This window comes from Proteus mirabilis ATCC 29906 (genome assembly GCF_000160755.1).
Classification (GTDB): Bacteria; Pseudomonadota; Gammaproteobacteria; order Enterobacterales; family Enterobacteriaceae; genus Proteus; species Proteus mirabilis.
In genome coordinates this window covers 25,668-47,648 of record NZ_GG668576.1, presented here as the reverse complement: position 1 = coordinate 47,648, position 21,981 = coordinate 25,668, and the positions used below count along the sequence as shown (strand labels likewise).

At 31.7% G+C, this 21,981-nt stretch carries 26 protein-coding genes and 1 pseudogene; 7 read left to right on the top strand and 20 right to left on the bottom strand.

The features are described from left to right. Positions 1 to 81 precede the first annotated feature (81 nt). Positions 82 to 514: pseudogene (locus HMPREF0693_RS00255) on the top strand (type II toxin-antitoxin system HicB family antitoxin). 125 nt (positions 515 to 639) lie between these two features. Here HMPREF0693_RS00255 and HMPREF0693_RS00250 read toward each other — a convergent pair. The 4 genes from HMPREF0693_RS00250 to HMPREF0693_RS00235 form a co-directional block, all read right to left on the bottom strand. Next, positions 640 to 1,503: an esterase/lipase family protein gene (locus tag HMPREF0693_RS00250; protein WP_004242549.1), complete on the bottom strand. Its 864-nt coding sequence runs from the start codon at positions 1,501 to 1,503 to the stop codon at positions 640 to 642. 142 nt (positions 1,504 to 1,645) lie between these two features. After that, entirely contained in the window at positions 1,646 to 2,029 is a 384-nt protein-coding gene (locus HMPREF0693_RS00245; RefSeq protein WP_004242548.1) for an antiterminator Q family protein, read from the bottom strand. 234 nt (positions 2,030 to 2,263) lie between these two features. Further along, a complete protein-coding gene (map, locus tag HMPREF0693_RS00240) occupies positions 2,264 to 3,040 on the bottom strand; it encodes a type I methionyl aminopeptidase (RefSeq protein WP_004242544.1) in 777 nt (258 codons plus the stop codon). Between the two features lie 17 nt (positions 3,041 to 3,057). Continuing rightward, positions 3,058 to 3,255, bottom strand: coding sequence for a ParD-like family protein (locus HMPREF0693_RS00235; RefSeq protein ID WP_004242542.1), 198 nt, complete (start codon positions 3,253 to 3,255; stop codon positions 3,058 to 3,060). Between the two features lie 375 nt (positions 3,256 to 3,630). Between HMPREF0693_RS00235 and HMPREF0693_RS00230 the strand changes: the two genes are divergently transcribed. After that, positions 3,631 to 4,191, top strand: coding sequence for an AAA family ATPase (locus HMPREF0693_RS00230; protein ID WP_004242541.1), 561 nt, complete (start codon positions 3,631 to 3,633; stop codon positions 4,189 to 4,191). A 62-nt stretch (positions 4,192 to 4,253) separates the two neighbouring features. Here the strand turns inward: HMPREF0693_RS00230 and HMPREF0693_RS00225 are convergent, their stop codons facing one another. From HMPREF0693_RS00225 to HMPREF0693_RS00195, 9 genes are all read right to left on the bottom strand, one after another. Beyond that, the gene (locus HMPREF0693_RS00225; RefSeq protein WP_036932112.1) at positions 4,254 to 4,496 is read right to left on the bottom strand and encodes a hypothetical protein; all 243 of its coding nucleotides are present in this window, start codon (positions 4,494 to 4,496) and stop codon (positions 4,254 to 4,256) included. A 27-nt stretch (positions 4,497 to 4,523) separates the two neighbouring features. Next, a complete protein-coding gene (locus tag HMPREF0693_RS00220) occupies positions 4,524 to 4,937 on the bottom strand; it encodes a hypothetical protein (protein WP_004242537.1) in 414 nt (137 codons plus the stop codon). Positions 4,938 to 5,305: 368 nt separating this feature from the next. Then, positions 5,306 to 5,587: a DUF5339 domain-containing protein gene (locus HMPREF0693_RS00215; protein ID WP_004242536.1), complete on the bottom strand. Its 282-nt coding sequence runs from the start codon at positions 5,585 to 5,587 to the stop codon at positions 5,306 to 5,308. 423 nt (positions 5,588 to 6,010) lie between these two features. Next, positions 6,011 to 6,232 carry an HP1242/YdcH family protein gene (locus HMPREF0693_RS00210; protein ID WP_004242534.1) on the bottom strand — a complete coding sequence of 74 codons (222 nt, stop codon included), beginning with the start codon at positions 6,230 to 6,232 and terminating at the stop codon, positions 6,011 to 6,013. 479 nt (positions 6,233 to 6,711) lie between these two features. Next, the gene (locus HMPREF0693_RS19060) at positions 6,712 to 6,888 is read right to left on the bottom strand and encodes a hypothetical protein (RefSeq protein ID WP_004247917.1); all 177 of its coding nucleotides are present in this window, start codon (positions 6,886 to 6,888) and stop codon (positions 6,712 to 6,714) included. Positions 6,889 to 7,104: 216 nt separating this feature from the next. Next, on the bottom strand, positions 7,105 to 8,100 hold the full coding sequence (locus tag HMPREF0693_RS00205) for a YbgA family protein (RefSeq protein ID WP_004251483.1): 996 nt from the start codon (positions 8,098 to 8,100) through the stop codon (positions 7,105 to 7,107). Positions 8,101 to 8,384: 284 nt separating this feature from the next. Further along, positions 8,385 to 8,555, bottom strand: a complete 171-nt coding sequence (locus HMPREF0693_RS19055; protein WP_004242531.1) for a hypothetical protein — start codon at positions 8,553 to 8,555, stop codon at positions 8,385 to 8,387. 202 nt (positions 8,556 to 8,757) lie between these two features. After that, positions 8,758 to 9,114 carry an MmcQ/YjbR family DNA-binding protein gene (locus HMPREF0693_RS00200; protein ID WP_004242530.1) on the bottom strand — a complete coding sequence of 119 codons (357 nt, stop codon included), beginning with the start codon at positions 9,112 to 9,114 and terminating at the stop codon, positions 8,758 to 8,760. 562 nt (positions 9,115 to 9,676) lie between these two features. Continuing rightward, positions 9,677 to 10,339: a class I SAM-dependent methyltransferase gene (locus HMPREF0693_RS00195; RefSeq protein ID WP_004242528.1), complete on the bottom strand. Its 663-nt coding sequence runs from the start codon at positions 10,337 to 10,339 to the stop codon at positions 9,677 to 9,679. A 557-nt stretch (positions 10,340 to 10,896) separates the two neighbouring features. Between HMPREF0693_RS00195 and HMPREF0693_RS00190 the strand changes: the two genes are divergently transcribed. The 4 genes from HMPREF0693_RS00190 (at position 10,897) to HMPREF0693_RS00170 (ending at position 15,117) form a co-directional block, all read left to right on the top strand. Continuing rightward, positions 10,897 to 12,123 (top strand): phosphoadenosine phosphosulfate reductase, encoded by a 1,227-nt coding sequence (locus HMPREF0693_RS00190; RefSeq protein ID WP_004242527.1) that lies wholly within the window; start codon positions 10,897 to 10,899, stop codon positions 12,121 to 12,123. A 12-nt stretch (positions 12,124 to 12,135) separates the two neighbouring features. Further along, positions 12,136 to 12,777 (top strand): IbrB-like domain-containing protein, encoded by a 642-nt coding sequence (locus HMPREF0693_RS00185; protein WP_004242526.1) that lies wholly within the window; start codon positions 12,136 to 12,138, stop codon positions 12,775 to 12,777. Between the two features lie 643 nt (positions 12,778 to 13,420). Then, positions 13,421 to 13,735: a helix-turn-helix domain-containing protein gene (locus tag HMPREF0693_RS00180; RefSeq protein WP_004242524.1), complete on the top strand. Its 315-nt coding sequence runs from the start codon at positions 13,421 to 13,423 to the stop codon at positions 13,733 to 13,735. 839 nt (positions 13,736 to 14,574) lie between these two features. Next, a complete protein-coding gene (locus tag HMPREF0693_RS00170; RefSeq protein ID WP_004251489.1) occupies positions 14,575 to 15,117 on the top strand; it encodes a nucleoside/nucleotide kinase family protein in 543 nt (180 codons plus the stop codon). A 23-nt stretch (positions 15,118 to 15,140) separates the two neighbouring features. Here HMPREF0693_RS00170 and HMPREF0693_RS18380 read toward each other — a convergent pair whose 3' ends face one another. Both HMPREF0693_RS18380 and HMPREF0693_RS00165 read right to left on the bottom strand, forming a co-directional pair. Continuing rightward, positions 15,141 to 15,338: a hypothetical protein gene (locus HMPREF0693_RS18380; protein WP_004242521.1), complete on the bottom strand. Its 198-nt coding sequence runs from the start codon at positions 15,336 to 15,338 to the stop codon at positions 15,141 to 15,143. 240 nt (positions 15,339 to 15,578) lie between these two features. Continuing rightward, entirely contained in the window at positions 15,579 to 16,427 is an 849-nt protein-coding gene (locus tag HMPREF0693_RS00165; RefSeq protein WP_004242519.1) for an SDR family oxidoreductase, read from the bottom strand. 89 nt (positions 16,428 to 16,516) lie between these two features. Here HMPREF0693_RS00165 and HMPREF0693_RS00160 point away from each other — a divergent pair, with 89 nt between their 5' ends. Next, positions 16,517 to 16,891, top strand: a complete 375-nt coding sequence (locus HMPREF0693_RS00160) for a winged helix-turn-helix transcriptional regulator (protein ID WP_004247909.1) — start codon at positions 16,517 to 16,519, stop codon at positions 16,889 to 16,891. 122 nt (positions 16,892 to 17,013) lie between these two features. On the opposite strand, the gene HMPREF0693_RS00155 is transcribed toward HMPREF0693_RS00160, so the two are convergent. From HMPREF0693_RS00155 to HMPREF0693_RS00140, 5 genes are all read right to left on the bottom strand, one after another. Further along, positions 17,014 to 17,475 (bottom strand): hypothetical protein, encoded by a 462-nt coding sequence (locus tag HMPREF0693_RS00155; protein ID WP_004242517.1) that lies wholly within the window; start codon positions 17,473 to 17,475, stop codon positions 17,014 to 17,016. A 490-nt stretch (positions 17,476 to 17,965) separates the two neighbouring features. Then, positions 17,966 to 18,424, bottom strand: a complete 459-nt coding sequence (locus tag HMPREF0693_RS00150) for an Hsp20 family protein (RefSeq protein WP_004242516.1) — start codon at positions 18,422 to 18,424, stop codon at positions 17,966 to 17,968. 184 nt (positions 18,425 to 18,608) lie between these two features. After that, positions 18,609 to 18,749 carry a cold shock small protein YmcF gene (gene ymcF, locus HMPREF0693_RS19340; RefSeq protein WP_406819891.1) on the bottom strand — a complete coding sequence of 47 codons (141 nt, stop codon included), beginning with the start codon at positions 18,747 to 18,749 and terminating at the stop codon, positions 18,609 to 18,611. 7 nt (positions 18,750 to 18,756) lie between these two features. Next, the gene (gene cspE / locus HMPREF0693_RS00145; protein ID WP_004247907.1) at positions 18,757 to 18,969 is read right to left on the bottom strand and encodes a transcription antiterminator/RNA stability regulator CspE; all 213 of its coding nucleotides are present in this window, start codon (positions 18,967 to 18,969) and stop codon (positions 18,757 to 18,759) included. A gap of 439 nt (positions 18,970 to 19,408) precedes the next feature. Next, entirely contained in the window at positions 19,409 to 20,533 is a 1,125-nt protein-coding gene (locus HMPREF0693_RS00140; RefSeq protein WP_004242513.1) for a lipase family protein, read from the bottom strand. Positions 20,534 to 21,981: the final 1,448 nt, after the last annotated feature.

The following is a 21,981-nucleotide window of genomic DNA, read 5'->3' as shown; positions in this document are numbered from 1 at the left end:
GGGATTTTACGGTGCTTTGGATAAAAACTGCTAAATATGCTTTAATCATGAGCATAAATTTTAAAATTAATTAGGCAATTTATGTTCAATTATCCAGCAACATCCCATTTTGACGAAGAAAGTGAAACTTACGAGATTACTTATCGTGATTTTGACAATATACATGCAGTGGCATATACAGAAGATGATATTGAACTAGAAGCCTCAGATATTTTTACATGTAGGACTTGAAGAGTTTATTTCGAGTAAAATGCCGATCCCTATGCCTTCTGAGCCTCAATCAGGGGATTTTATTGTTTATCTTCCCCCTATTAGTTGCTTAAAAATCGCATTACATAATGCCATGTTAACAACAAAAACTAAAAAGGCAGATCTGGCAAGAAAAATGAATCTAAATAGCGCCCAAATTGAGCGTTTACTCGATATCAATCAAACTTCAAAAATCGATAGCCTAGAGCAAGCGCTTTACCTATTGGGTTATCACATTGCTATATCTGTGCATAAACAGCGCTAGTTCGATATTTTCATCTAATAAAAAGGTGGCCATAATAATTTACGCCACCTTACTATCATATAACTATCTATCATATAACTATAGAGTATACAAAATAGTATACAAAGTATGACTACTTATCATGATTAAAGTTGCTTACTCGCTAAGTATTTAGCGTGCTGAGTATAAATAGCAACGATATCTTCATTATAACCCACTAACCCTGCAACTTGGTTAACCATATCAATATGATCTTGCGCATAATCATCTTTTATCAATTTGCCTAATCGCATACTCGAGCGACCAACTAAGCCGTCATTTTGTTTTTCAGTAAAGAATGTATTTAACACACGCATTGCCGCATGAGTAGGATCCAGTAGATTCCCCTTTTCCCCAGCAATTAATCCCTGAATATAGCTACCAAAACAGTAGTAATGAACCCCATTGACGATTTCATCACCTTCACCACCAGGGATTTTAGGTAATGCCTGTGGGTATTTGTTATTAAATTCTGTGACTTGCTCTGTTGTTAAAGACTCTAATGCGGCAATAGCATCTTGAGGATCGCCTCTATGACCAGAAAATGTTGAGATAATAGTACCAAATGCATTTAATACTTTTTCGACAATATATTCTGGGATACTGTCTTTACGCATAATGCGTCGATATAAGTCGGCTATTTCTGAACCATGATTTACACCATTAATTGAAGTTACCGAAGCAACACTATCAGGATAATTAGCCGCAACGTAACGACAAGCTAATGGCCCTTGGCTATGACCTATAAAATTCACTTTTTTCGCTTGTGTCTCTTGTAAGAGAGTCTGGACAAATTGCCACAACTGCTTGCCACGCACTTCATTTGAATTAAAGGCAGAAAGAGAAGCGGTAAAAACTTGATGCCCATCTTGCCTTAAGGCATCTGCAATACCATAAAAGTAGGGAAAACCAACAATTTCATTAAAACCAGCTAAACCATGAACTAAAACGATAGGATATTTCGTTGACATACATCCACTCCTTGGGGTTAAAAACACTTAATTAAATTGCTAACATCCTATTAGCAAATGTTGAACTCATTAGATAAATTGCAATAAACAATATTATTGCAATTCTTTATTTGCTATCAGTTTGTTTAGAATAAGCCTTAAATTACGATCGTAAAGTACTATTTTCATTTTTCTCAATAATAAATATCAATTCGGCCATAATTAACATCCCTTCCACAATGCCTTCTGCTTTTTTGAGTTTTTTTCCGATATAAGTATCAGAGCATCGATGCGCTTGTGCTAATTGAATAAATGTTTGTCCAAATACATAGTAATCGACTAGTAATTCATAATCTTTTTTATGATTTTTTAGTAGTTTACTCATACATACCGAGACTATGATGCCTTGGCGATCAGTACAGGCTTTTCTTAATTTAACACGTATTGGCACATTTTCACGTTTATTTATTGTTAATGTATTGATATATAAATTATTATTTACAACCCATGAGCCCCAGGCTTCCATCAGTTTTGATATTTTTTGCATATAAACATCCTGTTTATCTTTCTAAAATACACTATATGATCACACTGTTTTTTTATACAGTCCTTGTAGTATATAAATATAGTTATTTATCTAAAAAATACAATAGAAATAATAAAATTAAATATCAATATATAAATAGAAAAATAGCTAAAAATAATATTTCTAGCTATTAAAATAATATAAATTTATATCATAATTTTTGCATCAAAAATTAGATAGATATAAATTAATTTATTATGGAAGTGTTTCTTCTGGACGCAAAGTGAGTACTTCATACCCATCAGCAGTAACTAAAATAGTATGTTCTGATTGTGCCGATAATTTTTTATCACGGGTGACTACAGTCCAACCATCTTTTTTGGTTTTTATTTTGTGTCCACCTTGGTTAATCATCGGTTCAATGGTAAAGGTCATCCCTTCTTTTAGTACAACACCTTGTCCTCGAATACCATAATGTAATACTTGAGGGGCTTCGTGCATTTCTCGACCAATCCCGTGTCCACAATACTCTCTTACAACACTATACCCATGACTTTGTGCAAAGCTTTGGATTGCATGACCGATATCACCGAGTGTTGCACCAGGTTTAACTTCTTTGATACCTTCCCACATCGCTTGGTAAGTTGTTTTGACTAATCTTCTTGCTATAGGTGAGGCATCTGGCATGACATACATCTTGCTAGAATCAGCAATAAAACCATTTTTTTCTAGTGTAATATCGACATTAATAATATCTTTACTTTTTAATAGCTCATCGGCTTTAGGAACACCATGGCATACTACCTCATTAATTGAAGTATTAAGTACATACTCATAACCATATTGTCCTTTGCTTGCAGGTCTCGATTGCAGATCATGAGTAATAAAATCATCTACTTTATCGTTAATTTCTAATGTGGAAACACCTGGCACAATAAAATCATCAAGCATTGTAAAAACTTGGGCTAATAAACGACCTGATTCACGCATTAATTCAATTTCCTCAGGGGTTTTAATCGTAATTTTATCCATATTAATCTCCTTTATATTTACTTATGCTCTTGTTTTATTGCTTCTTTTTCTAACATTTCATTAATAATCATTGGAAACGTTTTTTCTGGATTTAATTCTGCTTGAATACCAATTTTTATCCAAAATTCTGCTTGTGCATTAACTGATCGAGACATCACATTACTTGCTTTACGAAGATACTCATGTAGCTCATCAGAAATTTTTACAATACCCACACTTAACCCTTATATACGAATTATAATAAAACATATATATTATATAATAAAAGTAATCTATTTAGCTTGCAATGACCAGATAGTGCTTCTATTTGGATTTATGTGCTTAAATCTGCATAAATGCGTATCAGTTATTAAAATAGCAATACAAAGTAACCTGATAAGTTATAAAAGAGGTCGATAGATATTGATTGATCTTTGATGCGGATTTATTTTGATATTTTCTCTTTTCGATTATAATTGTAATATCTTGTCCTCCTTTACTTGTTCTCTTTCTTTGCTAGCACTGCTTATTTTTCGCCTTTCTCCCTCTAAAAATTTCTGCATTCAGCCCTCAATCATTTAAAGTCAAAATATATTATTTAAGGAATTACTATGTCCCAAAAACCTTGCCGTATTATTTTAACCGGAGGTCCCGGCTCTGGTAAAAGCACTATTATCAATAAATTAAGAAGAAATGGCTACTCTTGCTCAATAGAAGCTGGTAGAGCCATTATTCAAGATCAAAGTCATATTGGTGGTTCAGCCCTTCCTTGGATTGATCCGCTCGCTTTTGCTGAGTTAATGTTAAGCTGGGAGCTACGATCATGGCATGATGCATCCAATATAGATGATAACAGCAAACCTTATTTTTATGACCGAGGCATACCGGATATAGCAGGTTATTTACACTTTTGTGAGCGCCCTATTCCCCAACATCTTGAAAACGCAATAAGGCTATATAGATATTCTACAACCGTGTTTATAGCTCCGCCATGGAAAGAAATTTACTTACAAGATAAAGAGCGCCAACAGACATTTGATGAAGCCGTAGCAACTTATCAAGCGATGCTGGCGATATATAGACAGTATAATTATACCTTAATTGAATTACCCAAAGCCGATGTTAACCAAAGAGTAAAATTTATTATAAACAACATAACATCGCTATCTTAGCTTAGCGCTTATATTGACTATACCATCAAGGACAAAAAATAGACTCTCCTTGATGGTATTATTTAATATGAGGCAATAATTTTTAAATCTGGTTTTTCTCCTCGCATAATAGCTCTTTGCTGTTCATGCACCGCTTCATTAATTGCCTTTTGTTCTTCAACTGTTCGCGTATTCTTTCCACAAACTAATGTTGAACAAACCAGATATCCTATATTATGCGTTCTAGAAGTGCCAATTCCGACACTCATTTGCTCGGTACAGCCAATTAAAAACATAAATGGTATTAACAAAAAAATTGGGCGCATAGTCTTCCTAAAACATAAAGGTTAAATTTAATATGCATCAAAAACATATTTTGGTCTGTAGCTCCACTTAACTTCAACTTCTTGTTTATCTTTATTCCATACAGGTATCGCTTCTGGCAGAATAATCATTGACTGGTCATTCTTTCTTATACGTTGTTCCTTTTTATAGGAATATTCGCTATTAGTAGATGTGGTTGGCTCTTCAAATCCAAATTTAAATAATTGATTGAATTTCTGTTTTTCCTCCTTGGCTTGCATTTCAAAACGAGATTGTTTTGATAACATAAATGTGGGATAACGACTTTCATCGTGGTGATATTGAACAGTAGGAGTCGCTATCTCTGTTGCCACCTTTTCTATAGAGCCAGATGTATTCCTCTCTTTATCAACACAACCAACAACTACAAATAGAGCTAAAATTAGAATAAAAGACCAATTCATATCTTAAATAGGAGCAATAAATAGATGTAAATAATTATTCCATAAAATTTATAGACGACAAAATGAATTACAATTATTTCATATAAAAAGCATTCTTTATTCAAGTAACAAGAATATATAAAATAATAATATAAATAGATGGGTTATGGCGGGATAATTATCTTGATTAGAGATTGTAATATTAAGTAAAAAAGAAATATTTCCACAAAAAAACAAGAAAGAAATAGTTTATATTAAAATAATATTAAGATGACCATATAATAACACTGGTTATTATATGGTCATTGTTACATTGGAAAATTTTAAATTTGAAATAAAAATAAAGCCTTATTATTCTCTAAATATAAGACTTTAATTAAATCTATTTTTTATTGACCAGCAGACATTTTTTTCATTTGCTCTAAAGAATCTAAAGCTTGTTTACAGGTGCTTTCTTGAACATCTTTAGGTAATGCAGCAAATTGTTCTTTTGATTGAGCATATTGTGCTTTCATTGTTTCTGCTTGTGCTTTAGTTGCATCATTTTGTTCCATTAATGCGACATAGGCATCAGTTTCTTTAAAATAATCTTCGCAAGATTTTGTTAATTCAGCCGAAACAGCAACAGAAGATAATGATAATAAACCTAGTGCTAAAATAATATTTTTCATAAATATCCTATATTTTGTAATTAATAAAAAAAATGATACCTGCGTCTTGAATTTTTATTATCGCAAAGAAAATTAAAATTAGGATAAGGATAATCTTAATTGCCATTATATTTCTGTATGAATATCAGATAAAAAAATAATAATTAACAACTAAAACTGGTATGTTTATAAAAAAACATCTCTTTATAAAAACCTAAATAAAATTTAACTATACAATTTAACTAAATTAAATATTTTTATGCAGTATAAAATAAAAACATATAAACAGTATTAAAACTTTTAGTTCTTATTCACAAACAATCAAAAGATATAAATATCATGAGAAATATTACCTTTAAACCATAATAAAAGAAGGCCATTAGTTATATGCCTCTTTTATTATTTCTATTTAATTTTATTAATTACATACAGTACTTATTTGTGCTACTCATCTTCTGGGGGATTTTTTAAGATCTGATGTATTTCTTCTTTTAGACGTAATTTTTGTTTTTTTAATTCAACAACTTCTTCTCCATATCCTCGCCTATCTCGGTGTTCTAAGCGTACAATTTTATGGTCAAGTTCATTATGTTGTTCAAACAGGGCTCGGAAATGGGGATCAGTTTGACGAAGCTTAGCAATTAAATCACGATATTCTGGAAACATATTACCTACCTTCCATTATCAATGAGTGATGAGTGTCATACTACTTTTAAGTCTCCCTTAAATTGCTGTCACTGTCATACTCTTTATGTGAAAAACAAGAGCGATATCAAGTAAAAATACAACAAAGTAGGATATCGACACACTATTGCATGAAATTGGTCTAACTTAAGACTATAAAACAGGATAAGATAAAAATGCTCATATTTTATACGAACATCACTATTCTTCTATCAAAAAGCACTTATTGTTAATTCTATAAATAAATTTGAATTAAAGTAAAAGAGTTCTCTAATAGTTTTATATACCCATCTATTTGAGACACTAAGCCCAATGCCGCCACATTGGGCTTTTCTTTTTGCAATCAGTAAGTTGATAAAACTAATAACTTAACTGATTGAAATAGAATCGCTAACAATCTATTCAATAATTTTTTATCGAGGGTTTTAGTTAAGATTGTTGATTGTTACCCTCGTATTTCATTAATTACTATGACCATTTTTAGATTGTTCTAATTGTAATGCCTGCTCCTTCCACTTGGAAAGGGCTAGCTCCTTTAGCCAATCTGCAAGTAATGGCATCGTTTTTATTGAATCTAATGCAGCTCGCTCTTGTTTGGTTAAACGAATAACAACGACTTCAGTTTTCATTGTAGACATATCAGCCTCTTTTTATAAAAAAAAGAATACTGACATAAAATATAAACAGAACGGTCTGACTTACATCCTTTTACAAAATATTATAATTTAACTTACATTAACAAAGCATTAAATACAAAAAGCAGTCCTATTCCCCTTGCTTTAAATATAAAATTCACTTATTAAAAATAGTTATTTTCTTTCTATAAAAATAGATACAGTAGTGGAATTAATATATCATAAACCATAACGTAATCTTAAAGATTGAGGATAAGGATAAAAGTATTTTTGTTTACTCAGATAATTATCTGGGTATTCTGATAAGTAATGATTAATTAATGTTAATGGTGCCAATAAAGGTTGTATTCCTTGACGATACTCTAAGATCAATTGGCTTAATGCTTGTCGCTGCTTAGAAGTTAAATCTTGCTTAAAATATCCTTGCACATGCATAAGAACATTAGTGTGATTACGACGTGTGGCTTGATGTTGTAATAGAGCCATAAATCGATTACGGTATTCAACAAAGAAAGTCTCTAATGAATCCCAATCTTTATTGTTAGCAACAAAGCGCCCTAGTTGCCGATAAAGCGGTTGTGAATGAGCTAATAATAATAGTTTGTATCTTGTATGAAAATCAATTAATGTCTGGCGAGTAAAGTTATTTATTTTCAATTGATTTAGCTCATTAAGCGCAAACACCCGTGTAATAAAATTTTCTCTAATATAGGGATCGTTTAACCGCCCATCTTCTTCTATAGGTAACCACGGCATTATTCTTTTCAGATTTTCAGTAAAAATGCCTGTACCCGATTTTTTATTGCCGTTGCCTATTGGATCATAAACCCGGACACGTTCTAATCCACAACTGGGTGATTTCGCACACACGATATAACCGCTAAATTGATTAAATCTCCTCAAATATTCGATAGAGTAATCATTCATCATTTGGGTTAAGTCACCTTCACTTCCATTACTAAATTTTAACCTAACTTCACCAGTCTTAGACTGAACTAATCGTAATGCTGGTCTGGGTGTCGGTAAACCAATAGCCATTTCTGGGCAAGTAGATTGATATTCAAAGAACTCAGATAATTCATCAGCAGCAAGATGACAACATTTATGCCCACCATCAAACCTCACTTTATCCCCTAATAAGCATGAACTAATACCTACGATAATTTTTTTATGCGTAAAATCATTTTGTTTAAGACTCATAAGAGTTTTGGGCATGGCTATGACCTCATATGAAACAATCACCTAACCTGACTAATCAGATTAATAAATCTATGCTCATAATTTATCTTAGTAACATAATGCTACTTTTACTATGTTTATCATTTAATTAGTTTGTAAAATATTATTAAAAGAAAGGATAGCCGTTAACCACTGATATCACAATATTGATAGATATGAATAGCAAATAGCTAATATACTTACAGCAAATATTAGCTATCTAATTAAATTGATTGATATTTAGTAATAATTAAGTTATTAATCAATAAGTTAACACTGTGTTAATGCACGGAACTATAATACTCAATAGATAAATCATCCACTTTTGCACCACTAAACTGAGCCCATAGTATAATTGCAGATAATACTTCTTTTTCATTCGTTGCAATAAATAGATTTACAAAGGACGTTTCGTTCCATAGTCCACTCACTTTATAAACCACTTTGTTCATCTTTACTCCACCTGACGCTATCAATGACTTTAAGGAAACACAGATTCAAAACTGTTATAAAGTTATTTTTAACATGGGTGCACTTTTGCTTTTTCCAAGTCATATAATCATCAAAAATAGATGCTTTTTCTAAACATATTCTATTTATAACTATAAGTTTTTATTATATTCACCTTGTTATTGATTATTAGTATTAAGCCTTTCACTGCGTCAGTTCGTAACTTTCAGAAATTAATGATTTTAGCTCAGTATCATCAAAATCTGTGTCTAAGCGAATAGAAATCCAATGCTCTTTGTTCATATGATAAGCGGGATAAACTGCTTTTTTTAAGCGTAGAGCACCCACTAAAGGCACCGGTACTTTTAAGTTAATCACATCGACTTTATTATTTTTACCCGTATCAAATAGCTTGTTTTCAGCGACATCCATGATGACGGCGAACCATTTAGAATGATTATGATGTCTGAAAACCGCATAATTAGGGTACTTACTCCATAAATATTCGGGGATTACGGCATATGTTTTCTGTATATACTCGATAAGCTCTTTTCTATTCATTGTCCGGTCATCTCATAAAATGATGTATAACTTGGTCACTAAACGCATGATCTCTAACATTAAGGCATCAGCCTGTTAAATAATTTATTATACATTTGTTATTTAACAATGCTAAATGTAGAGAGAACCCGACTATATTGTTATTATTATTGCTACTTATTTTTATTATCAATACATAAATTATTTATAAATATTTTTAGTATTGTACATATTTTTAGCGCTCCAAATAAGTAAAAATAACTAAGTATTAATATCTAATTTACAATTAATTGGTAAATTTTAGTTGATTAATTCTCAATGGTTAGATAATTTAACGCTTATCCATTTTTGATCATCTTAAATGGATACACACTTTGATTTGATTATCCCCGTTTTGCTTAGTTATATTTTATAACTAAGCTTTTTTCGGTTACTTTAAGCGATACACACTAGAAGCAATACTGTTATTTATCAAACAGTTGTCATTCTATCAAATAAATTAATTCTCTGAGGCTAACTTTATCTCCAACTGTGTAACGCCTTCTTGATACATTTTCAATTTATTCAAACTATACTACTTTTTTTATAATTTTTTATTTCTCGCGGTAAATAACGCGACAACTCCTTGAATATGAATAGATACATCGTAAAAAAAACAAGATAATACTTTTTCTAAAGCATCTGCCGAGTCAGAATAGTTACTAAAAATACCTTTTTTGTTATAAACAGACATCAATTTATTACCAAAAAAATTGTGTTCAACATCAGCCCCCAAGATAGTAGCACCATATAAAACACCCTTTTCCGTTAATATTTTACTTATATTTTCTATCACTTTCTTTTTACCTTCCATTGTGCCAGGTAAGCAGTGTAATAGATAAAATAAAGAAATAGAGTCAAACGATGAATTGAATTCATTAGGAAATTTATGATAGATATCATGCTGTAAGCAATAAGTTAATTTATTATCAACAATATTTTTTTTAGCATAATCTAAGCTATTAATATTAAGATCTGTTAATGCTATTTTATTTATATTAGCTAAAGCTCTTTTTAAGTAAAATCCTGTTCCTACACCAATATCCATATGGTTCTCACCAAGATTATTTTTAAAATGAGGTAGCAAATATTTATCTGTATCACAACGCCATGCATAACGGTTAGAAATATTTAATACCCACCAGTCATAAAGTTTTAATGCTGTGGGGGTATATACTTTAACTCCATTGTGAGTGTCTAGTGTCATACAAAATCCTAGTCGTAAAATGATTATTCTATGATTTATACAAACCACGAATAACTGGAAATAACGAATAGTTAAACAGGTAATCATCTAAACAAGACAACATAACATATTGAAATTAAATAAAAAACAAATCAAACTCTAACGGTTAAGTAAGGTGTTATTGACATTAAAAGCGTCGATTGACCGGTTAAGAAATCTTCTTTCTCAGCTTAATGATAAGCAAACTTATTCATCTGTTTTATTTTTAGTAAATAAAAGATATTAAATCGCCCTTGCGCTGGATTATTTTATACATTTTACTGCATAACCAATTGATATTTAGTATAAAAAACCACCAAAAATGCATAATCACAGATCTATACAGCATAACGCCATATTGAAATAATATAGTAATATCTTTCCATAATCAGTTAGTTTAATAAAAACAATTAAATAGAGTAGTTACTCTACTGTATTAAAATAAAATTAATAATTACTAACAATTAATACTTACCTTTATCATCTAAATATGATTAAGTGATAATACTAACATTAGCTAATCTATTTTGGTGATAGTTATGTCTTTGAAACGTAAAATTGCGCTGGGGAAAAATGTATTAGAAGCTGCTCAAGAGAGAGTCCAGTGGATATTTGATACTTTTGAACAAATCACTCTCTCCTTTTCGGGAGGGAAAGATTCTACTGCGCTTTTTCATCTTGTTGCCGCACAAGCGCGAAAACAACATAGAAAATTTAATGTGATGTTTCTTGATTGGGAAGTTCAATATTCTGCGACTATAGATCATATTATAAAAATGAAATCTATCTACCAAGATTGTATTGAACAGTTTTACTGGATAGCACTCCCTATCACCACTGAAAGTGGCATTTCTCAATATGAACCTACATGGACAGCATGGGAGTCTGGTAAAAAATGGGTAAGACAACCGCCAGAAGATGCGATAACTGACCCTCACTTTTTCCCTTTTTATCACCCAAATATGCTTTTTGAAGATTTTACCCCTGCATTTAACCAGTGGATCACAGGTAATCATCGCAGTTCGATTATCCTGCTAGGTATAAGAGCGGATGAATCTTTAAACCGATTTATTGCCATTAGTAATAATCGAAAGTTACGTTATGCCGATGATATTCCTTGGACAACGGCATCAGCAGAAGGCTTTTATTATATGGCCTACCCTATTTATGATTGGCATGTTAAAGATATCTGGACTTATATAGCGCGTTTCAATTTACCCTATAACCCTATTTATGATCTGATGCACCAAGCAGGCGTTAGTTTAAGTCAAATGCGTATTTGTGAACCTTTTGGGCCAGAGCAACGCAAGGGACTATGGTTATATCATGTGCTAGAGCCTGAAACATGGAGTCTTGCTTGTGAACGAGTGAGTGGAGCTGATGCCGGAATGTTATATACGAATCCTCGTAATAAATCAGGTTTCTATGGGCGACATCAAATTAGCAAACCTTCCCATCATACGTGGAAATCTTATGCTCACTTTTTATTAGCCAGTTTACCAGAGAAAACAGCAGAACATTATCGCAATAAAATAGCGGTCTATCTTCGCTGGTATGCCGAACGAGATTACCCAAATGGCATACCTGATGCACAAGAAGGTGATACTAGCACTAAACAAATACCTTCTTGGCGACGAATTTGTAAGACCATCTTGCGTAACGATTTTTGGTGTAGAACATTAGCATTTAGTCCTACTAAATCACACTGTTATGATCGATATTTCAAACGAATACAAGGAAAACGAAAAGACTGGCAACTTATTTAGCAAGGTGTGAATATGACCATTGAAACTATAATTTCTGTTTTAAAAGAGTACCTAGCAAAACTAAATGATGAACAAAAAATTGAAGCTCTCAATAAAATAAAAATATCGCTTCATCAAATAAGCCCATTTAAAAATGAACCTACTGACTGTGTTCTTTGGATAAAGCAACAACAAGTTATCGCTAATGACTATAATCCCAATGTCATGTCTCCGACAGAAAAGAGATTACTAGAAACGTCTCTGGTAAAAGACGGTTATACTCAGCCTGTTGTTGTCTTACCTATTCAACAATCCAAAAATAAACCAACACAATGGCAAGTCGTTGATGGTTACCATCGTTATTTATTGAGTAAAAAAAATAGCTTAAATAAGCGAATTAACGGCTATTTACCTATTACTATACTTGATGTTGAAAGTCATACTATGGCTGACCAAATGGCAGCGACTATTCGCCATAATCGGGCTAGAGGGCAACATCAAGTGGCAGCAATGTCGGATATAGTTAGAGATTTATCAAGATTAGGTTGGAATGACCAAAAGATTGGTAATGAATTAGGTATGTCACAAGATGAAGTACTACGTTTAAAACAGATTAGTGGCTTAGCTGAATTATTTTCAGAGCACGACTTTTCAGAAGCTTGGACGGTTAAGTAGAAATAACTTTGTATAAAGCACCAATAAATATATTTATTGGTGCTTTGTTAGTAATATCAACGACCATAGAAATAATTTATTTATATGGCTTACTTCCGTTTCTTACTAAATTAGTATTAATTTATTATTTTTCAGTAAGAAAAATTCATATTGATGGCATCCTATGTTTTATCTTAAAAAAACTAAAAAACAGCTTATTTTTAGCTCCATATTATCTTACTAAAATCATACACCTAAATTTATTTATCATTCAAAAAAATAATAAATAATTATAATAATTTTAGATATTCTCTTCTTTATTGTTGCTATGATAATAACAATCAAATGATTGATATTGACGATCGTAACCATTCATTTGATAGATGAAAGCTATCATTATATTACAAATCGATCGATAAAAACATTTTGATAATTACTTTATATTGATATTAATATATAAGAATAATCGATAATTTTGGTTATAAATACTAAAAATTTGCATTTATGTTAAATTTTACCGCTATCGTTCTAAAAGTGATAGTTATTGTATTTCTGACTGTAGAATTAATAGCAGTACTAAATTAATACAGATATATAACATTTAATAGCAGTTAACTAAAAGTTAATTGCTTTTAAAAAATACTTTATAACCTTATAAAAATAGATGATCATGATAAACTCCACTATTGCACACAAAATAAAACAAAGAAGAAAAGAGTTAAGACTAACAGGCATAGAAATGGGAAATCGCTTAGGGATAAGCCAGCAACATTATTCTCGAATAGAAAATGGTAACATAAAAATCACGGTAGAACTTTTGTTTTCTATTGCATTTATTCTCAATATGACGCCACAAAGTTTATTACCTAATTATAATTTATTGGATAAAAAAATCATTAATCTTTCAGATGAGAAAAATATCATCAAAGCAAAACAGGCTTTATCTGCAGAATTTATTATACCAATAAAAGAAAAATAATGCCTTATACATATTATTTAACTTTATTCAAGAATAATTATTCTTTTTGCTTGATTAGATATTAAAAAACTCGCAAACAAAAAAATCAAAAGCATATTAAGCCCTCATATTAGTAAAATCCCCGCCAAAAGCAAATTACACTAGACCAATCAACACTATAGAATATCGATGGAATTCCCTTTTCGAAGGTATGCTTAATCGACACTTAAAATAACACCGTTGTTAATATTATACTGTGATACAAAAAAAGTTATTAAGATAACTTTAAGATTATTTATAAAAATATAATTATTCTTATTTATTACTATACATGTTGATAATTTTGTATATAAAATTATCAACAATCCATGCTTTTTATAAACCGGAGAAATCAAGTGCGATATATATTGTTATTTATTATCTCTTTGTTTTTTATTGTGATTTTTCTATTAAAAACACAGAGCAGTACCAAAAACGATGTTATTAACCAACCCACAGAAATAGAAAGAAAATTAAATAAAAAAGTCGAAAGATGTATGTTTCACTCAAAAATAAAAACTAAACGTTTGCCTTGGATAATGTTAACACGTAAACGTTCATGCTCTTAGTGAGAATAAGTGATCACTCTGGTTATTATAACTATTTTTACAAATAATACCGCTTATTTTATAATCAAAAATCGATGTTACTTATTGAGTTATATTAATATATAGTATAGTTTATTAATTCCTACCTCTTACTATAATTAATTAAGTTTTTCTAAAAACTGAACTTATTTAGAATACTATAAATAAATTATACTTAATATAAATTAGTCTATATAATACCCTATGCAATTTTATTTTGATTATGAGCTAACAATGAGTTCTATAAAATCACCTATAATTATCTCTATCACCTCAATTGCAGGTGGCGGCAAAACAGCACTTTCTCATTATATAAGAGAAAAGCTTCCATCAAGCAAATGCCTTCATTTTGATGATTTCGACTGCCCTACAGCACCTGAAGATCTCGATGAGTGGATAGAACAAGGTGGTAATTATAGCGAATGGGATATAAAGCCATTTGTTGAACAAGTTAATCAGACGATAGAAGAGTCTCAATATACTCATATCATTTTGGATTATCCTTTTGCCAGATCTCACCCAGCGCTACAACAGATGATCGACTATGCTTTTTTTATTGATACGCCACTAGATATCGCATTAGCAAGAAGAATACTGCGTGATTATAAAGAGAAAAGTGGAAATGATATTATTCATTATTTAGAAGAGTACTTAATCTACTCACGACCCTCATATACAGCAATGACGGAAAGAGAAAAGCTGAGTGCTGACATTATTATTGATGGTAACGCATCTGTGTCTTTAATTGCACAGAATATCCTAAAGTATATTGTTTAACCTTAACGCTGTACCGTATTAAATCAATAGCACCCACCAATTTTACTATTACATACGGTGATCTTCTGGTGCTGTCTAATCGTATTGATTACGCTGTCAGAATATGGATCTGGCTTCATCGCATCTTTACTCGATTGCTCATATTTATCAATATCAGACTGTGATGTCGAACATCCTGAAACAAAAAATAAAGTTAATAATATCGCTGAAACTAGCTTCATATAAAGTCCTATTGAGCTGAATAAATATTTTTCAATATCATTTAGTTATATTCATTTTTGTTACCTAGTGTAGCAGTCTATCCTACTATTTTACGACTAAAATTAATCTTTTATTAATTGATGCTCACCTATCATAAATAATAATGCTTATGAAAGGCACCCTGCATGTGAAACCCAAAATTTCAACTCTTAGGGTGCCAAAAAATTAAACTGAAAATAGAATAGATATTAGCTATCGATTTACAATATTGCTTTGATACTCTCCGCAAGTGTTGTTGTACGTCGGCCAATTAATTTACTTAGGGTATGACTATCATCAAATAATCCACCTTTGGATGCGCCGATATCAGAATCAGCCAGCATATTTGATAATTTATCGGGTAAGCCTGCCGTTTTTAACGCAGCGACAAAATCGGCCTGACTTAAATTGTTATATATCACTTGCTTCCCGCTTTGTTTAGTCAATTCCTTAGCCAATTGCTCTAATGTCCAAGCTTCATCACCCGCAAGCTCATACACTTTACCTATATGTCCTTCTTCACTAATTACCCGAGCAGCAGCCAATGCATAATCGGCCCGAGTAGCTGAAGCTATTTTGCCATCACCAGCCGCCCCCAGAAAAACGCCATGCTCAAGTGCTGCAGGGACACTTGCCAGATAATTTTCTGTATACCAGCCATTTCGTAATAAAGTGTAAGAGATCCCAGAATCAGCTAGCATTTTTTCTGTTTCTACATGTTCCACATGCAAGCTTAATGGAGAGCGATCAGCATGTAATATGCTAGTGTAAGCAATAAATTGTACATCTGCTGATTTTGCTGCCTCAATGACATTACGATGTTGAATGGTACGTTTGCCAACTTCACTTGAGGAAATTAAAAGTAATTTATCGACACCCTGTAAAGCTGTTATTAATGAAGCTTTATCATTGTAATCCGCCTGACGTACTAAAACGCCTTTCTGACTTAAAGACGATCCTTTTTTTACATCACGAGCAAATGCCACAATTTGATTAGCAGGAACGGTTTGAAGAAGGTTTTCAATCACATGTTGACCTAATAGGCCTGTTGCACCAGTAATTGCAATCATAAGATAACTCCTTAATGTATCACTTGTGTTTTGATAACATAGCACCTAAACTTACTAAAAGTAAGTACATACAAAAAGGTAAGTATACAATGACAATATCCACACTCTCGCAGCAATTACGTGAAGGAAATTTATTTTCTAAACAGTGCCCATCCAGAGAGATCCTCAAACATGTTACAAGTCGTTGGGGCATACTCATTTTAATAGCCCTACGAGATGGAACACATCGTTTTAGTGATTTACGACGTAAAATTGGCGGAGTAAGTGAGAAAATGCTGTCTCAATCGTTACAAGTATTGGAGCAAGATGGTTTTATTAACCGAGTGTCATATCCTGTTGTTCCACCCCATGTAGAGTACTCTTTGACAGATCTTGGTGAGCAAATAAGTGAGAAACTCACGCTTCTTGCGGATTGGATAGAAATAAATTTACCTAATATCTTGTCACGACAAGAAGTGGAGTAGTATACAGATATTATTTCTAATAATTATGTATTTATACTTTAGTTAATAATTATTTATACCAAGATATTTTATGCAATAAAAATGGATGGTTATTAAGCCATCCATTTTTGTAGTCAAAAAAATCATTCACTTTTCTCAAATAGAAAATAACGCTTTAATTTTTTTGAAAATAATATAATAGATGTCAACCAAAGGGATAATCCAGCCAGAATAAGTTTACCTATAATCCCTCCAGATCTTTGAGCATCATTATCATAGCTTATACCACTTTCGTTCAAAGAAGTTAACCCTTCATGGAAATTGCTCCATAACATGACGATAATGATTGGTAGCCAAGCTAAGATAGTCAATACCCGCGCCCTTTTATCGCACCTAAAGGAAAAGTAAAGCGCTGATATTTGTATAATTAAAACTAACAAACGAATAAAACTCCATAAATAAATTTCTATCTTTATCTCAGCGGGCATATCAAAACTATACAAATTTAATAACAGTGATGCATTGGTTATAAAAAAATATAATATCAGTATAATACAGCAGACAATCAAAAATTGAGTTATCCATAAAGAAAGTGGCTTTTTCATAACAGTTCCTATTTAAATAAAATAAATCATATCGTTTCTTTATTCTGAAGTCATTATTTTAATAATAGAAAACTCATTTCTATATTAGATAATAAATAAAAACTGGTATATTATTTACTAATAACTTATCTTTTAAATATTTAGTATAAATATCTATATCATTTTTTGACACACTTTCTTGTATCAACAGTATTTAATCTTTTAAACATTTACTACTGTATAAACTATCATGGTTAAATCTCATTATGCGTTCACATAAAGTGCCCCCTCTTAAAGAGGTTTGTTATGAACACATATACTCCAACGATTAAGTGTATCTATTGCGAGCCATAAACACCCAATCCATTTTTCTAGTGTAAGCTTGCACTTCTTTAAGCATCTGGTTTATTTTGCCCTTCTTTATTCAAATATTATAATTTATAGGCTATTACAAAAAATTAAGGCTACACATTATGTGCAGCCTTAATCTTATTTAAGCTATCTCACTAAATTAGCTTTTATCTTTATTTTCTATCGCTATTGTTTGCCGTTTTTCTTCTTCAGGTAACTCATACTCAATAGCAATGGTCAGAAGTCCACTTGATAAATCGGCTTTTTCTATTTTGACATTTTTACCGAGGTCAAACTGCAATGTAAACTGCCCTTGAGATATACCTCGGTGGATCCATTTATCATTGTCTTCTTCTAATTTTTCTTCTTTTTTCCCTTCAATCAATAAGCGACTTCCTTTCAATGAAACCGATAAGTCATCTTCTTGATATCCAGGCACACTCACTGTTAGTTCATAATGGTTATCATCAATCTGTTTCAGATTATAAGTCTGAGTCGGTGATGAAATTGGTTTACTGCCTGTTAACTGACTAAACAGGCGATCTATCTGATCAAAACGGTTTGAAAGTAGATTGTCAGATAAAGTTGGGAATAATGAAAAAGGTTTAATATTAGGCATATAATTCCTCCTTCAGTATTTATTGAATTATGGGCGATATCTGATTGGCCCAATATATAAATATGAACGAGCAAGCATTTTTCAAGCCCTAAAATATAAATTTTTTATCTTTAGTCAATATAAGATTGTAGATAGCAAAAAAACCCCGCCGAAGCGAGGTTTTGTATATTCAACTATTTAATGCTTAGCTCATTTGAGCTGTCATCACACTTTTGCAAAAGATACATTTTGCGCCGTGTGGATTGTTCACTGTAACATCAAATTGTGATGTTCTATATTGTGAACCGCGACAACTTGGGCATTTAAAATAGAGGCGAATTGTAATAGCGCCTTTAGAGAGCCACCACGTTGCCTGCTGCAGGGCCTTTCATACCATTTTCCATGGTAAATGAAACTTGTTGGCCTTCAGCTAATGTTTTGAAGTTATCACTTTGGATTGCAGAGAAATGCACGAATACATCTTTGCTGCCATCTGCTGGAGTAATAAAACCAAAACCTTTACCTTCATCGAACCATTTTACTGTACCAGTCATTGAATTAGACATAGAATTTCCTTTAATTTATTTAATTTGCCATAAGGCATATGTGGTTTGTTTGGTATTTTTACTTATGGGAATTAATTAGAAGGAATTCGCAATGAAGTGGTATCAAGGATAACGCTAAACGGGAACAACTTTAAACTGACTAACATAAATAGGTCTGTACTTCCAAACCAGTGACATCATTAAGCCATAGAAAAACTCAGATAGCAAACTTTATTTTTGGTGAATAAAAAATCTATCAATAAGATTGATATAGACAAAATCATAAAAACTTATCAATAAAAATAATTTTTTATTTCCTTAAATCAAAGAATTAAAATAAAAAGAGATACCAGATATCTTTTAACCAAAACATGATCTGGCATCTCACATCACTCATCTTTCCACATTCAAATGATAAGAATAAGATTAAGATAGAAATTAATCAGTTATAAAATAGTTTTTAGTCTATTTTGCTATGCTCATTTTTCATCAGTTCAAATACAAAAGGCACTGAATTTCGCAAAGAGACATTGTATACATCTAAATGACCAATATTCGGATATTCATATACATATGCATTTGTGCCTGCTTCCAATACATCTCTTGCAAACTCTTGTTGCCAACGAGTTAACACATGAATATCTTCTAAACCAATCCCTATAAATACGGGCTTATCAACAAGAAGTTTTCTATAATTTAAACTTGACGCTTCTTGCTCTAATAGCTCGTAAAACTTAGGTTTTAAGCTATTTGATGCGTTTAATTTATTATCCATTACTAATTGACTTAATGGACTGATACAAAGCGTTTTCGCTTTTTCAACATAAGGTATTGCTAATTCTTGGAAATAATCTTCCACTTTTAAGTTTGGATTTTTATCAGCAGCAGAAAGATATAAGTACATCGCGTAAGGTAGCTTTCTATCACCTTCATCTTGAACACCATCACTAATAAAGTTTTCAAGTAGATTATCACTAAAATAAGGCGTCCCTGTCACTATCGCACCTAAGATATTTAATTCTGGTGCATATTCAGGCTGATAGCCGACAGAGGCAAATGCAGCATGAGCCCCTTGAGATTGCCCCATAAAGATAAAGCGATTACTTAGCGAAAACCCACCTTTCAAGACAGCTTTTGCACTATCCAAAGCGCTCCATGCTGTTGCTCTTTCATCCATATAATGATGCAACCCTGATGAGCCTAAACCTGGATAATCTGGTGCAACAATCGCAAACCCAAGGGATAGCCAAGTATTTAAATATTGCGATACGCGACTATTTTTAGGCGTTAATGAGGGAGCACAAGTTGGCGCTATCCCTACCGTACCATGATTCCATACAATGACAGGCCAACCATCTTTAGGTGCCTGACTTTTCGGAATAAAAACAGCACCAGTATCTTCACGGATAATTTCTCCATGAACACTGTCACAAGAAGTATAAGATATTGTGTATTGCGCAAAAGCTTCGCTTAACCCTAAGTCAGGCGCTAGCTCTTGGCAATGTGTTATTACACCCCGTTTATTAGGGAGATTTTCATTAGTTTTATCGCAGGTAAATAACGATTTTTTAGTAAAGTGTTCCATAAATATTTCCTTATATTATTGATAAGTTTTTTTCCATTTAACTTAATTAGTCTTATAACTAGGGCATGTTTTTAGGCCTGTTATTCGCTAATTTCAGATAACAAAAAACCTCACTAAATGAGTGAGGTTTAACAAAGTTTAGTGTGCTTAGTAACAAATTGCCCACTATTTAGAGATGATAAGACAAATTTTTTCGAAATGCAATCTTTTACTGTATATAATTACAGTATTTTGTATATTAATGTGTACTATTTATCTTTTCGCCAACTAGGTATAGTTAATCAGTACAAAAAATGTTGATAAATCATCACGTGATCGCCTTGCTGCAAATAGTGTCGATATTACTAATAGGTTAGATTTTGTTGGCGAAGCTATTTTAAATTTCTCCTTTGGCATCTATTGCAACTAATACACATTAATAATGCTATGGACAGATTGGTTTAATCTATTGCAATACTTAGTAGTTACTATTAGAGACTTTCTAACTAATTGGTTATATTAAAATCTCTATCAACCCCCGTGTTGATATCTAATTAAGTTTTATTTTTGCTTCATTTAAACACCCTGTGAGTATAAAAATCACAGGGTATTTTTTGTTTATAAATACCATTCTCTATATAACTATGTTATTCATTATTGTAAAAAGCCAATTAATAAGCTCACAGAAGTGAGTTTATTAATTAAAAATTATGAGGTTCTTTAGCAACAGCCTTACGGATCATCATATCCAATCAATCAGTAATCTTAGACTAATGTATTTACCTTTCACATCGATAAGATAGTCATCGCCCTCAAATAGCGCACCTGAAGTATATATTGGAATATCACCATATACATGGCTATCTTTATATCTGCAATATAGTTGATAATGAGTGTGACCTACATATAAATCAAAACAATAGCACCAAAAGTTAAAATAAAACCTAAATTAAATTTATTAAAACAATATTGACAAATATAGGGACTTTATTTTTAATAGCTTATTAAGCCTAGTATATTAACTAGTGACTATATCATCAGTTGGAGAAAAACATTTAATATTAAAATAGCTCTGAAAAGACTTTGTAGATAAACTCACCTATCTCTTGTTTATCTGACATAATCTTCTTCAATAAAAACCACCAACAATTAACTGATGGCTATCAAGTACAGTTTGCACTACCCTACCTAATGGATGTTAAATATTTTTTAAATGATCTCTTTATGTTACCTAAATCATCAAGACTCCTCTTTAACATAACATGTAGTGCGCAAGCCAGTTATCAATAATACCGGAATACCGCTATTCAATTAAAATTGCTACATTAATTGCCCCTGTATATTTATTGGCTTTGATATTGCCATTAGCACAAAGGTTAAAAATTATATTTTGCGTAAAACTCTTCATATTTTGTTGTGCTAGTTTATTACTACCGACGAGTCGTAAGGCCTCTTGTGCATTGGCTTGA